This window comes from Nocardioides sp. Root682 (assembly GCF_001427795.1).
Classification (GTDB): domain Bacteria; phylum Actinomycetota; class Actinomycetes; order Propionibacteriales; family Nocardioidaceae; genus Nocardioides.
On record NZ_LMHJ01000003.1, the window covers coordinates 299,880 to 313,862 of the forward strand.

The 13,983-nt window shown below is 64.7% G+C and carries 10 protein-coding genes and 1 pseudogene; 8 read left to right on the top strand and 3 right to left on the bottom strand.

The window, feature by feature from the left end; genetic code table 11:
- Positions 1 to 13 precede the first annotated feature (13 nt).
- On the bottom strand, positions 14 to 1,808 hold a 1,795-nt coding region (acs, locus tag ASD84_RS16690), incomplete at its 5' end, for an acetate--CoA ligase (RefSeq protein ID WP_235532874.1).
- Position 1,809: 1 nt separating this feature from the next.
- Positions 1,810 to 2,188 (bottom strand): annotated as a pseudogene (locus ASD84_RS25180) (AMP-binding protein); the annotation flags it as partial.
- Between the two features lie 444 nt (positions 2,189 to 2,632).
- Between ASD84_RS25180 and ASD84_RS16695 the strand changes: the two are divergent.
- From ASD84_RS16695 to ASD84_RS16725, 7 genes are all read left to right on the top strand, one after another.
- Positions 2,633 to 3,280 (top strand): ATP-binding cassette domain-containing protein, encoded by a 648-nt coding sequence (locus tag ASD84_RS16695; RefSeq protein WP_268788482.1) that lies wholly within the window; start codon positions 2,633 to 2,635, stop codon positions 3,278 to 3,280.
- Between the two features lie 53 nt (positions 3,281 to 3,333).
- Positions 3,334 to 6,024, top strand: a complete 2,691-nt coding sequence (locus ASD84_RS16700) for a branched-chain amino acid ABC transporter permease/ATP-binding protein (protein ID WP_056712916.1) — start codon at positions 3,334 to 3,336, stop codon at positions 6,022 to 6,024.
- 138 nt (positions 6,025 to 6,162) lie between these two features.
- Entirely contained in the window at positions 6,163 to 7,362 is a 1,200-nt protein-coding gene (locus ASD84_RS16705; RefSeq protein WP_056712919.1) for an ABC transporter substrate-binding protein, read from the top strand.
- A gap of 207 nt (positions 7,363 to 7,569) precedes the next feature.
- Entirely contained in the window at positions 7,570 to 9,126 is a 1,557-nt protein-coding gene (locus ASD84_RS16710) for a class I adenylate-forming enzyme family protein (protein WP_056712920.1), read from the top strand.
- Between the two features lie 72 nt (positions 9,127 to 9,198).
- Positions 9,199 to 10,011 carry an SDR family oxidoreductase gene (locus tag ASD84_RS16715; protein ID WP_200954618.1) on the top strand — a complete coding sequence of 271 codons (813 nt, stop codon included), beginning with the start codon at positions 9,199 to 9,201 and terminating at the stop codon, positions 10,009 to 10,011.
- A 23-nt stretch (positions 10,012 to 10,034) separates the two neighbouring features.
- A complete protein-coding gene (locus ASD84_RS24815) occupies positions 10,035 to 10,895 on the top strand; it encodes an NAD(P)-dependent oxidoreductase (protein ID WP_082573702.1) in 861 nt (286 codons plus the stop codon).
- A gap of 10 nt (positions 10,896 to 10,905) precedes the next feature.
- Entirely contained in the window at positions 10,906 to 11,670 is a 765-nt protein-coding gene (locus ASD84_RS16725) for an enoyl-CoA hydratase/isomerase family protein (protein WP_056712922.1), read from the top strand.
- 72 nt (positions 11,671 to 11,742) lie between these two features.
- On the opposite strand, the gene ASD84_RS16730 is transcribed toward ASD84_RS16725, so the two are convergent.
- A complete protein-coding gene (locus ASD84_RS16730) occupies positions 11,743 to 12,612 on the bottom strand; it encodes a LysR family transcriptional regulator (protein ID WP_056714757.1) in 870 nt (289 codons plus the stop codon).
- 81 nt (positions 12,613 to 12,693) lie between these two features.
- Between ASD84_RS16730 and ASD84_RS16735 the strand changes: the two genes are divergently transcribed.
- The gene (locus ASD84_RS16735) at positions 12,694 to 13,947 is read left to right on the top strand and encodes an MFS transporter (RefSeq protein WP_235531151.1); all 1,254 of its coding nucleotides are present in this window, start codon (positions 12,694 to 12,696) and stop codon (positions 13,945 to 13,947) included.
- The last annotated feature ends 36 nt before the right edge of the window (positions 13,948 to 13,983 follow it).

A 13,983-nucleotide genomic window follows, 5' to 3' on the forward strand; every position in this document is an offset into this window, starting at 1 on the left:
GCTAACCCAGGGCTTAGTCCTCCGTCGACGTGGTCTGGCCGGCGGAGATCAGGTCCATGATCGAGGCGTCGGCCAGCGTCTGGGTGTCGCCGACCGTGCGGCCCTCGGCGACGTCGCGGAGCAGGCGGCGCATGATCTTGCCTGAGCGGGTCTTGGGGAGCTCGGGGACGATCATGATCTGGCGGGGCTTGGCGATCGGGCCGATCTCCTTGCGGACGTGGTCGGACAGTTCCTTGATGATGCCTGCGTTGTCTGCTGCTGCCGCCGCCTCGAACTCTTCGCGGAGGATGACGTAGGCGACCACGGCCTGGCCGGTGTCGGGGTCGTTGGCGCCCACGACGGCGGACTCGGCGACCTTGGGGTGCGACACGAGTGCGGATTCGATCTCTGTGGTGGAGAGCCGGTGGCCGGAGACGTTCATGACGTCGTCGACGCGGCCCAGGAGCCAGATGTCGCCGTCCTCGTCCTTCTTCGCGCCGTCGCCGGCGAAGTAGAAGCCTTCCTTCTTGAAGCGTGACCAGTACGTCTCGGCGTAGCGGTCGTCGTCGCCCCAGATGGTGCGCAGCATGGAGGGCCACGGCGAGGTGACGACGAGGTAGCCGCCGGAGCCGTTGGGGACGGAGTTGCCGTCGTCGTCGACCACGTCGGCCTCGATGCCGGGGATCGCGGTCATCGCGGACCCGGGCTTGCCCGCGGTCACGCCCGGGAGCGGGGAGATCATCACGGCGCCGGTCTCGGTCTGCCACCAGGTGTCGACCACCGGCGTGCGGTCGCCGCCGATGACGTTGCGGTACCAGATGTAGGCCTCGGGGTTGATCGACTCACCGACCGATCCGAGGATCCGCAGCGACGACAGGTCGAACCGGTCGGGGATCTCACGGCCCTGCTTCATGAACGAGCGGATCGCGGTGGGCGCGGTGTAGAAGAGGGTGACCTTGTAGTCCTGGATGACCTGCCACCACCGCCCACGTTCGGGGGAGTCGGGGGTGCCTTCGTAGACGACCTGGGTCACGCCGTTGGCGAGGGGTCCGTAGACGATGTAGGAGTGGCCGGTGACCCAGCCGATGTCGGCCGTGCACCAGTACACGTCGTCGGGCTTGAGGTCGAAGACCGCGTTGTGCGTGTACGACGCACCGGTCAGGTAGCCACCAGTGGTGTGCAGGATGCCCTTGGGCTTGCCGGTGGTGCCGGAGGTGTACATGACGTAGAGCGGGTGCTCGGCGTCGAACGCCTGCGGCTCGTGGATCGTGGAGGCCTCGTCGACGACCTCGTGCCACCAGTTGTCGATGGCGGAGTTGAACTCCACGTCCTGGCCGGTACGACGGACCACGAGCACGTTCTCGACGATCGCGGTGTTGTCGTTGTCGATCTTGACCAGTGCCTCGTCGACGGCCGGCTTCAACGCGGCCGGGGCGCCGCGTCGGTAGCCGCCGTCAGCGGTGATGACGAGCTTGGCTCCGCAGTCCTCGATCCGTGAGGCCAGGGCCTCGGCGGAGAAGCCTCCGAACACGACGGTGTGCGGTGCGCCGACGCGGGCACACGCCAGCATCGCGATGATCGCCTCGGGGATCATCGGCATGTAGATCGCGACCCGGTCACCGGCCTCGATGCCGAGCTCCTCGATGGCGTTGGCGGCCTTCGAGACCTCGTCCTTGAGCTGGGCGTAGGTGATGTCCCTCGTGTCATCGACAGGCTCGCCGACCCAGTGGATCGCGACCTTGTCGCCCCGTCCSGCCTCGACGTGCCGGTCCACGCAGTTGTACGACGCGTTGAGCGTGCCGCCCACGAACCACTTCGCGAACGGCGGGNGAGAGGCAAGCGCATCGGAGGAGACCCCGCCGAAGACAACGGTGTGCGGGGCGCCGATGCGGGCGCAGGCCAGCATCGCGACCACGGTCTCAGGGATCATCGGCATGTAGATCGCGACCCGGTCACCGGCCTCGATGCCGAGCTCCTCGATGGCGTTGGCGGCCTTCGAGACCTCGTCCTTGAGCTGGGCGTAGGTGATGTCCCTCGTGTCATCGACAGGCTCGCCGACCCAGTGGATCGCGACCTTGTCGCCCCGTCCGGCCTCGACGTGCCGGTCCACGCAGTTGTACGACGCGTTGAGCGTGCCGCCCACGAACCACTTCGCGAACGGCGGGTTCGACCAGTCGAGGACCTGGTCCCACTTCGTGGCCCAGTCCAGCCGGTCGGCCTGGGTGGCCCAGAAGCCTTCACGGTCGGCCTTCGCGGCGTCGTACGCGTCTGCCTTGACGTTCGCGTTCGCGGCGAGGTCGGCCGGGGCTGGAAACGGCGCTCCTCCCGCGACAAGTTGGCGAGGNGGCCCAGTCCAGCCGGTCGGCCTGGGTGGCCCAGAAGCCTTCACGGTCGGCCTTCGCGGCGTCGTACGCGTCTGCCTTGACGTTCGCGTTCGCGGCGAGGTCGGCCGGGGGCTGGAAACGGCGCTCCTCCCGCGACAAGTTGGCGAGGGTCGTGGCGGCGTCTGCCATAGTCATGGCGATATGATATCGCACGTGTTACGGTATCGAATGTGACGAAGCGCATACCCACTGAACGGGCGACCGTTGCGGCATCCGGGCCGGTACTTGCAGCGCGTGAGTTGAGCGCTGGGTATGGAGACCTGGCCGCCGTGCGAAGCCTGTCATTCGAGGTGCACCCGGGTGAAGTAGTTGCGTTGTTCGGCGCCAATGGCGCTGGCAAGACAACAACGCTGCTGGCCATGTCCGGTGTGTTGCCACGGATGGGCGGCCATGTCGAGTGGCGTGGTTCGCGACGGGCCCGCCCTTTGCACAAGATGGCTCGCGAGGGATTGGGCCTAGTGCCCGGTGCCCCGACTGTCATAACCCGTCTTTCGACGCGCGACAACCTCCGACTGGGACGAGGCGGCGTGAGTGCTGCTGTTGCCTACTTCCCCGAGTTGGAGGGTTTGCTCGATCGCCGCGCCGGGCTGCTCTCTGGGGGGGAGCAGCAGATGCTAGCCATGGCTCGGGCCCTGGCTGCAAAGCCGACTGTGATCCTCGTTGACGAGGTATCGCTTGGACTGGCGCCACTGATTGTCGAGCGCCTTCTGGGCGCGCTTCGAGCAGCAGCGGACCAGGAGGGCCTCGCAGTCATCCTGGTCGAGCAGCAAGCACGACGTGCGCTCGCAGTCTCAGATCGCTGGCATTTGTTGGTCAACGGCGTCATCACGCACAGCGGGACCAGGGCCGACGGGCACCTGCTCGAGGCTGCCTACCGCGCCGGTCTCGACGCGAAACCGTCTGAGCAGTCCGCCTAACCCACGTCCATCTACTTGCTGGCTCGGCAGCGACGAACAGAAAGCGCTCACGCATGGAGATCCTGCGGTTCGCCCTCCTGGGCATCGGTACCGGCGCCGTGTACGCGATCCTCGCCCAAGGACTTGTACTGGTCTACCGCGGCTCTGGGGTGATCAATTTCGCCCAAGGTGCCTTCGCAATGGTCGGCGCTTACGTCTACTTCGAGCTTGTCGTTGAGCGTGGGGCGTCGAAGGGCGTGGGTCTGGTTGGTGCACTCGTGGCGTGCGCGGTAATCGGTGCAGCGACTCACTGGCTGGTTGTAAAGCCACTTCAACGATCTTCGGCTGTCGCGAGGGTGACGGCCACGTTGGGCGTGACATTGGTTCTACAGTCGCTTGCCTTCCTCCGCTTCGGACACAATCCGCGGGCCTTGCCCTCACTCCTCCCGACTGAGCCGGTCACTGTCTTCTCTGAGGAGTTGACGATCGCAGCAGACCGCCTCGTCATGCTTGCGATCGGGCTCGTCGTGACTGTGGGCCTGGCTATCCTGTACCGGTACTCGCGGTTCGGGATCACCACTACAGCGGTCGCGGAAAATCTCACAGTTTCCTCAAGTTTGGGTCACTCCCCAGATCTCATCTCTACTGTCAACTGGGCGCTCGGCTCGGCGCTCGCTGGCCTCGGTGGCGTACTGATCGCGCCCATCGTCTTCTTGGATCCGATTGGCCTTGTGCTCCTGGTGGTGCCGGCGCTCGCTGCTGGCTTGCTTGGCCAGTTCTCGTCGTTCCCGATCACCTTCGTCATGGCACTCGCCATCGGAGTCGTGTCCTCCGAGGTCGCTCGCTTCGCGCCCGCACCTGGGTGGGCGAACGCTGCGCCATTCATTGCCGTCGTCGTTGTCCTCGTCATCCGCGGTCAAGTGATCCCACTGCGGAGCTTCGTTCTCGACCGGCAGCCATCGATTGGCGACGGCCGGATCAATCCCTTCGTGCTAGCGGCGGCGGCGGCAGCCGCCGTCGCGGCGATCTTCGGATTGGACGTGACCTGGGAACCCTTCATCACCGCAAGCTTCGCTGTGGCGATCATCTGCATTTCCGTCGTCGTGATCACCGGCTACGCCGGCCAACTCTCGCTCGCCCAATCCGTCCTGGCCGGAGTCGGCGCATTGGCCGCAGCCAAGATTGCAGGCGGTTCCGGGTCTCTCATTCTCGCCATCGCGGTCGGCGGAGGGGCTGCGGCTGCAGCTGGCCTCCTCATCGGGCTGCCATCGTTGCGGACACGAGGAGTCACGTTGGCAATCGCAACGCTCGGGCTCAGCGCCTCACTGTCGTCAGTCATTCTCCGCAACTTCGACTACAACGGCGGCGCACAAGGCATCCGACTGAAACCTCTCACCCTCGTAGGCTGGGAGATCGACCCCCTCTTCTTCGGCGACCGATACTCCCTCGTCGTGCTGACGGCTCTCATCCTGATCGGCGTCGCCGTCGCCAACCTTCGACGTGGACCCACGGGGCGGCAGCTGCTCGCGATGAGATCAAACGAGCGGGCCGCAGCGGCCCTGGGGGTGCCTGCCCCCGCACTCAAGGCCTACGCCTTCTGTCTCTCCGCAGCTATCGCCGGCATCGGCGGAACGCTCTTCGCCTTCATGCAACCCTCGGTGCTCGTCGGGGTCACTCCGCAGTTCGGGGTCTTTGCCGGCATCCTCATCGTTTGCGTCACCGTTGTCGGCGGCGTAGGACGCGTCGGCGGAGCCGTGGTGGGCTCGACTCTGATCGTCGGCGGCGTCGTCAGCAAGGTCCTCTCCGGCTGGGGACAGATAGCCGATTTCCTACCCCTCGTGGGCGGACTGACCTTGCTGCTCGTCCTGGTCTTCCAACCGGACGGCGCCTACGCCAGCACCTGTCAGGCGGTCGCACGCGCATGGGCCATCCTGCGCAGAACCGGAAGCAAGCCCGGCCGCGTCAACCAAAAGCGCAACTACGCCGTCCGCCCGCCCGACGGCCGCTCGCCAAGCCCGCTGGAGGTCCGAAACCTCAGCGTCTCCTTCGGCGGGGTCCATGCCGTCCGCGACGTCTCCCTCGTTGTTCAACCAGGAGAGATCCACGGCCTTATCGGCCCCAACGGAGCTGGCAAGACGACGTTCATCGACGCCGTCACTGGGTTCGTGAAGCCAACCGCTGGAGCGGTCACCCTTGGCGGAGTGAAGATCACCGACTGGTCAGCCCGGCGACGCGCGAACCACGGACTGTCGCGCAGCTTCCAGTCTCTAGAACTCTTTGACGACCTCACCGTTCTGGAAAACCTAGCCGTCGCCAGCGAGCGGCCCAGCCCCGTGCGGTGGATTCTGGACCTGTTACTGCCAAAGAAGTTGGTCCTCTCAACGGTGGCCGATCAGGCCATCAAAGAGTTTGAACTCCTCGGCATCATCGACCGCAAGCCCACTGAAATCTCCTTCGGTCGCCGCAAGACCGTGGCCATCGCGCGCGCCATGGCCCTATCGCCCACAGCGATCTTGCTCGATGAGCCCGCTGCCGGGCTCGACGACCACGAAGCGGGAGAACTGGCTGCCCTCATCACGCGACTGGCGCGCGAATGGGGCGTCGGCGTGCTTCTCGTCGAGCACAAGGTCGACATGATCATGTCGATCAGCGACACCGTGACAGTCCTTCAACACGGAGCCGTCATCGCATCAGGCTCGCCGGACGAGATCGTGCGCGATGAGGCCGTGATCGACGCATACCTCGGCGACCAGGCACTCGTCTGACGCGCCCGTTTGAGGGCATGCACAACCGCCCTCTGGCACGGCCCAACAAGTCTGCCCCGTGACCCGAAGGGGTCGAACGGGCGCAGTGTCAATCACCAAACGAAGGCGGAACAAGTGGCAAACCGACACATTCCCAGAGTGGCACTCGCAGCCACGCTCGCGACGGCCATGCTCGTGGCCGGGTGCAGCAGCGACGACTCAGACGGCGCACCGAACGGCGACACCATCGTTCTCGGCACCGCTATCCCCCTGACAAGCGACAGCCTTACCCAGCCACAGCTCAAGGCAGCACTTGAGGCGTCCGTGAAGGCAGTCAACGCAGACGGCGGAATCGCCGGCAAGCAGGTGGAGCTGAAGGTCTGCGACACGCAATACTCGGTCAACCAGGAGCTGGGCTGCACCCGTGAACTGGTGTCGGCAAAGGTCAGTGCAATCGTGACCCCGACCATCATCGCCGACCAGTCTGGCGCCGAGTACGAGTTGACCTCGCGGGCAGGTATCCCCGTGGTCGGCACCGGGGGCCTCACCCCAGCAGACTTCAACACCGAGGGCGTGTTCCCGATCGGTCCGGGCATCCCCGGGTGGGTCGAAGGCGCGATTGAGCATCTGCTCTCGACCGGGTCCAAGAAGATTGCACTCGTTGCCACCGCCGGGGAGGCGGGCTCGGAGTTCGCACAGTCTCTCGCGGTCGAGGCGCTCAAGAAGGCAGGGGTAAAGCCGGTTGCAACCGTCCGGCAGGACACCGACGCCGACCCGACGTTCGCTGCTGCGGCAGCTGAAGCGACCGCCGATGGCGTCGATGGCATCTTCCTTGCTACCTCGCCAGCGCTGACTCCCAAGGCGGTCCTCGCCTTGCGCCAGGGCGGCTACGACGGCGCCATTTCGTCGATCACAGTCACGTTCGGACCGGCCATTCTGGAAGCCCTCGGCAAGAACGCAGAGGGTCTCCTGCTGACCAGTCAGGGTGCCCTCATCGCCGATGAGGAGAACGCCGAGATCAAGGCCATGCTCGCGGCGATGGACAAGTACGCACCGGACGCTGAGATTGACGAGTTGACCGTTTGGGCCTGGTCCACCATCCAGCTGTTGAAGAACGTCATGGAAGACAGCGACGACACGTCCTCGGCGGCAATCATGGAGGCCTTCAAGTCCCTTACCTCTGTTGAAGTCGGCTCCATCGGTCCCTTCGGCCAGCCCAAGAGCCCGCCGTACGTGGAGTCGTTCCCCCGGATTTACAACCCGACGGTCTTCAATGGCGTCGTCAAGGACGGCATCACTGTCCCAGACGGTCGCGGAGCGGTGAACCCGTTCGAAGAGCTGGCTGCCTACTCCAACTGATCAACACCTCGCCCTTGGAGGGAGCGACACTGGTGACCAACCTGCAATGCGACTCCATCGTGAGTTCCGTGTTGTGGGTTGGTCGCTGGCGTGCCGTGATCGATCGCGGTAACTTTCGTCACATGTGTGCCCTATCCCTCTCGGTACCACGCGCCGAGCGACGTTGTGCCAACGACTGAACGTTCAGCGGTCCCTTCACTTGACCTCTTGGTTCAGCGCGCCGAGGACACACCGGACCGAACCCTTATCCACGATGTGACCTCCGAGGTCAGCCTCAGTTACGGCGACGTTGTTCGACTGGCGCGCGAGTATGCGGGCGCTCTGATTGCCATGGGGTGTTCCTCAAGCAACGGGTCTCGCATCGCTGCCATGCTGCCTAACGGCGCGGAAGCCTTCGTTGCCCAGACAGGCATGGCATGGGCGGGAGCCATATTTGTCCCCGTGAGCCCGAGCCTCCGTGGGCAACCATTGACCCATGTGCTCCGCGAGTCGCGCGCTGAGGTCGTTTTGACACTCGCTTCCTGTGTACCCACGCTGGCAGAGATCTGGCACGACCTCGAGCCCGGGATGCGCGTCGTGGTCATCGACGACGCCGATACGTACAACAGCGACGTGCCAGTCATTCGACGAGAACAGTTTCTCGCCTCGGGACTTCCGGTGACCGCGAAGCCCGTCAATCCCGAGGCCACCCGGGCCATTATTTTCACCTCGGGTACGTCTGGACCGCCGAAGCCTGTCGCTTTGTCGTTTGGCGCAATGGACAACTACGCGCGACACCTCTTTCCCGACGCTGGCTTTGAATGGTCCGATGACGCTGGGTACTACAGCCCGTGGGGAATGACACACGCGCTCGGATCAATTGGCATGTCCGTTGCTATTCATCGCGGCCTTCACCTGGTCGTCCGGGACCGGTTCGAGATTGATCACTTCTGGTCAGACGTCAGCAAGCACAACGTGGAGGCATGCTTGATCATTAGCGTGAGCCACTTGCTCTGGCAGCAGGAAGAGGTCGACGCCGAGGTCAACAACCCTCTCCGTCTGGTGGGGATGACTCCGCTGATCCGCGAGTACCCAGATTTTGCCGCACGATTTGGCCTTCGAATCAGCAGCATTTATGGAATGACCGAGATCGGACCTGCGATCACCCACCTCGACCCCGTGTCAGCGGAATCGGCAGGCAAACCAACAGACGGGTACAACTGCCGCATCGTCGATCCGGACGGCCTCGACGTCCCGGAGGGAACTGTCGGTGAACTCATGGTTTGCCACGCTGACACTCGACTGCTGATGAGCGGTTACGACGGTTTGCCGGACGCGACAGCGAAGGCCTGGGAGCGCGGGTGGTTTCGCACCGGCGACCGCTTCGTCGTGAAGGCGGGTCAGTACTGCTTCGTTGACCGCCTCACCGACTCGATCCGCCATCGGGGCCGCAACATTTCGTCGTTCGAAGTCGAGGGCGAGGCACTTGCCCACCCAGCCGTCGCCGCGTGTGCCTGCGTCGGACACAGGGTCTCGCTGCCCGGTGACGATGACCGGCAGTATGACGAAGATGTTCGGCTCTTCGTTGTCGCTGCCGCAGCCGAAATGGTGGATCCCGAAGACTTGGTGAAGTACCTGAGTGAGAAGCTTCCCGCGTACATGGTCCCCAAGTACATCGACCTGGTTGCCGAGATCCCGACGAATGCCAGCGGGCGAAGCCTCAAGGCCGAACTCAGGCTGCGACCGATTACAGAATCCACCTGGACGCGCACCGCCGCCGGCTAGAGGCCGTCGTCGTGGCGCGGACGAGCCTTGACTGGGCTCGACCATGCGATATGATATCGGAACTTCCTAGAGATGGGTGATCCGATGGACTTGGGTATTGCAGGCAAGGTCGCGTTCGTATCCGGCGGCAGCATGGGGATGGGGCGCGCCACGGCAGAGTTGCTGGCACAGGAAGGGTGCCTGGTGGCGGTAGCCGCACTTCCCGCGCATAAGGAATCAATCGACGAGACCGTCGATGCGATTCGCGTCGCTGGAGGCCGCGCCGTAGGCGTGGCCGCAGACCTTACGGTCGAAGAGGACGTGAACCGAGCGGTCGCTGAGTGCACGTTTGCCCTCGGCGCGCCCGACATCGCGATCGCGAACGTCGGTGGACCCGGACCCGGAGACTTCGTTGATGTCGCCAACGAAGACTTCACCGACGCCTTCCAGTCCATGGCCATGAGCATGATCTACCTGGTGCGTGCAGTCCTCCCGCACATGCGCGAGCAGAAGTGGGGCCGCATCGTGAATCTCAACTCCGGCGCAGCCAAGGAGCCGCCGCCCGAATTGCCGCACATCCTTGCCAACACCGCTCGGGCCGCAGTTGTGCCGCTCAACAAGACTCTCTCGAACGAGTTCGGCAAGGACGGCATCACCGTCAACACCATCGCGACCGGCTACATCGGAACCCAGCGAATGCAGGCCTACTACGAGCACCTCGCGGCCGAGCGCGGCGTCACGAAGGAAGAACTCGTCGCAGCGCTGACCGCCAACGTGCCGGTGCGACGCGTCGGCACACCCGAGGAAATGGCCGGAGTGGTGACCTTCCTCTGCTCGGAGTACGCGGGCTACGTCACTGGTGAGTTCATCGCTGTCGACGGCGGATTCCATCGAAGCGCGTGGTGACGAATCGAACCGGTGATGCAGCCATGATCGATCCAGCGACTCCTATCGGAGTTGTAGGGCTAGGTGCGATGGGCGGCGCATTCGCGCGGAATCTCTTGCGAGACGGCTTCTCCGTCATGGTGTTCGATCTCAATGTTGACGCTGTTGCGCAAGCCGTTGGCGCCGGCGCACGCGCGGCCACCGGGATCGTGGACTTGGCAACCGAATGTTCAGTCGTTTCAGTCGTGGTGGTCGATGAAGAGCAGGCAGATGGCGTGTTGCTCGGCAGCAATGACGATGGCCTCCTCGCGTCGGCTCAGCCGGGCACGATCGTCATGGTGCATAGCACTGTCGGACCCCAGGCAATGGCGCGGTACCTGCACGAGGCCGAAGCCAATGGCATTGACCTACTGGACGTGCCCATGGTCGGTGGCCCATCGGCAGCTCGCGATGGGACGCTCGTCTTGCTTGTCGCTGGCGACAGGGTCGCCGTCAACGAGGTCCGTCCCGTACTGGACTGCCTTTCGCGCGAGTTCGTCACCTTCAGGCAGGTCGGACAGGCGCAGGTCGTCAAGCTTGCTAGCAACATGATCCTCGCGATCAACCTCCAGGCGGTGCGGGAAGCAACAGCCCTCGCGGAGCAGTCCGGCGTCGCGCCAGACGAACTCCTTGAGGTCCTTGCGAAGGGCTCAGGCGACAGTTGGGTTCTGCGGAACTGGCGGGCGCTGGGGACTGCTGCCGCCAACTACAGCGGCGGCGTCCATGCGGCCGCTCGTCTCACCGTCAAGGACCTCAACCTTGCCATGCGCGAAGCCAAAGACGGCGGCGAAAGCCTGCCACTCACCGCACTTGCTGCAGCCGAATGTGCCGAGGCCTACGCCGCAGCAGCCCGAACCAAGGTCTGAGGGAGTTCCGATGTCTGAAGTGAACGTCGAGGTAAGGGACCGCATCGCTGTCCTCACGATTGACCGTCCCCATGCCCGGAACGCAATTGGTCTTGCCACCATCGACGACCTTCAGATGGCTCTGGACGACGTCGCGCAGCGTGACGTTTCGGTGTTGGTCATCACCGGCGGCGGAGACCGCGCCTTCGTCTCCGGCGGAGACCTCAAGGAACTCAACGCCATCAGAGACCAGGCTGGTGCCATGGAGATGGCCGTACGGATGCGCCGGGTTCTCGACCGACTCAGCACCTTCCCCATCCCCGTCATCGCTGCCGTCAACGGTCACGCTCTCGGCGGCGGTGCAGAGGTAGCCGTGGCGTGCGACATCCGGGTAGCCGCCGCAGATGTCCAGATCGGATTTACTCAGGTGAAGTTGGCGATCATGCCCGCTTGGGGAGGAGCGGAGCGCCTCGCTGAGGTCGTTGGACGCGGCCGCGCGCTCACGCTGGTCGCAACCGGCCGCCTTCTCACGGCCAACGAGGCCGCCGGCATGGGGCTGGTTGATGTAGTAGCTGAACGCAACGACTTCGTCGGCGCTTGGCAACACCTCGCTGAGGAGTTCGCAGCCATTCCCCCGGCGACCGCACGCTCCGTGAAATCCGTGATTGGGGCGGCGCGCCCACATGACCACCCGCACCTAGAGGCAAATGCTGTCGAGCGATTTTCCGAGCTCTGGATCGGTGAGCCACATTGGGCCGCGGCCGACGCCTTCATGTCACGTACATCTCCGCGCTAGGAGGACATCGCTGCCCGAAGGTGAATGCCGATGGTCGTGCCCGGGGAGCGGCGACGTGGGCGGATCCAGCAGTCAGTCGTTGCGCCGCACGATGTGATCGCGAAAGCGCATCGCCGCTGGGCTGAGGTCCCGGTCGGAGCGCCAGGCGAGACCGACAACGCGGCGAGCTCCTGCAGCGTGCAACGGAATCCCGACTGTTCCGGACGCGCCAGCGAGTTGTTCCGGGAGGACGGCGACGCCAAGGCCGGCCGCAACCAATCCCTCAATGGTGGCCAAGTCTGCGCTCTCGAACGACACTGTCGGTGTGACGCCTGCCTCGTTGAGCAGGTCCTCGACGAGAACGCGGAATCCGTACCCGCGTGGCGTCGTGACGAGGTCCTCGCCTGCGAGCTCAGACAATGCAATCCGACGCCGATCCCGCCAACGGTGTGTAGGCGGGACAACGAGAGCCAACCGCTCCTCCTGCAAAGCCACCCACTCGAACGGTCCCTCGGGACGGGGCCAGGTGATCGCGAGCTCCGCGACCCCCGTGTCGAGGTCGCGCCGGATCTCGTGTGCAGCCTCCTGGCGCAACGACAGCCTCGCCTGCGGCACTTGAGCGTGAAACCCGCGAAGCAATCGCGGGACCAATGACGTGGCCATGGAGTCGAGAAATGCCAGCCGCACAATCCCGCCGTCGGGGTCTGATCGTGCGGCCAACTCGACCCGCAACTCGTCGTATCGCCGCGTCATCTGACGTGCTGCCTCCACCACGATCTCGCCGTCCGGATTTGCAACGACTCCACCGGGCAGCCGTTCGAAGAGCCGAGTCCCGAGTTCGGACTCGACCCGGGCGAGCACTCGTGACAGCGTCGGCTGAGTGGTGCCCAGGATGGCCGCAGCATCGGTTAGGTGACCTGTATCCGAGAGGACAACAAGCCACTCGAGGTCGCGGGTGTACATGATCCGAGCATACGGAATCTGCATTCAGATCTGGCCAACGACGCATTAGACGCATCGCCGCCCTCCGCGCACCATGAGGGTGTGCCCACGTCACCGGCTCTTGCCAACCACTGCCATGCCCAGGGCTATCCCAGCGGCAGCCATGAGCATCGGATGGTCCTCGTGGCGCTCTTCGCCGCGGGACTAGCCACCTTCGAACTGCTCTACAGCACGCAGGCGTTGCTGCCCGAACTGAGCAGGGACTTCGAGGTTTCGACCCAACAAAGCACCCTCACCCTCTCGCTGTCCACGCTCGGGCTCGCGTTCGCGCTCCTCGTCGCCGGGCCCGTCTCCGAGGTGGTTGGCCGAACCCGAATGATCAAACTGTCCGTCGCGGCCTCATCGGTGATCGGGCTCGCCTGCGCAATCGCTCCGACCTGGGATGCGCTGCTCGCCCTGCGGCTGCTTGAGGGGGTAGCGCTCGCCGGTCTCCCGGCGGTCGCTACGGCATATCTCCGAGAAGAGCTACACCCGTCAACCCACGCGCGTGCTGCCGGCCTATACGTCGGCGGCACCGGAATCGGCGGCATGCTCGGCCGCCTCGTCACCGGCGGAGTTGCGGAGCTGGTTGGGTGGCGCATGGCCATGGCCGCCGCGGCCGTGGTCGGGCTAACCTGCGCCCTCGTCGTCCACTTGAGTCTGCCGGATTCACAGCACTTCGAGTCTGCCCCGCGCGGGCGTGGCGTCGTGCGCACGATGGCCCGCCGCGCGCTATCAGACCCGGTGCTGTTGGCGTTGTACGGCATTGGCGCCTGTGGGGTAGGCGCCCTGATTTCGGTGTTCAACACCATCGGGTTCCGACTCGCTGCACCGCAATTCGCCCTCGGAATCGGCGCGGCAAGCTTGGTGTTTCTCGTCTATCCGCTCGGCACTGTGGGGGCAGCGGTGGCAGGCGTGATGGCCGACAGGCTCGGCAGGCGCGCAGTTCTGCCGATCGGATCCGTCATTGCGCTCGCGGGCGTCGCGCTCACCGCCTCGGCGTATCTTCCAGCAATCGTTCTCGGTGTTGCGCTCCTGACCATCGGCTTCTTTGTCACACACGGAGTGGCCAGTGGCTGGGTGCCAGCCCGAGCCCATGCCGGCGGTGTCGCCACTGCGCAGGCGGCGTCCTTCTACCTCGTCTCCTACTACTTCGGCGCTTCGGTCTTCGGCACTCTGTCCGGCATCGCATGGACACATAGCGGGTGGGCTGGAGTGGCCCTCCTGTCCGGCGGCCTGATCACCGTTACAGGACTGATAGGTCTGATGCTCCAACGCATGGAGGCCTTGGGTCTGCCCGCTGCGTCCGGACGATAAGCCCGGACGCGGGGTTGCTCAGGCGGCGTTGCTCAG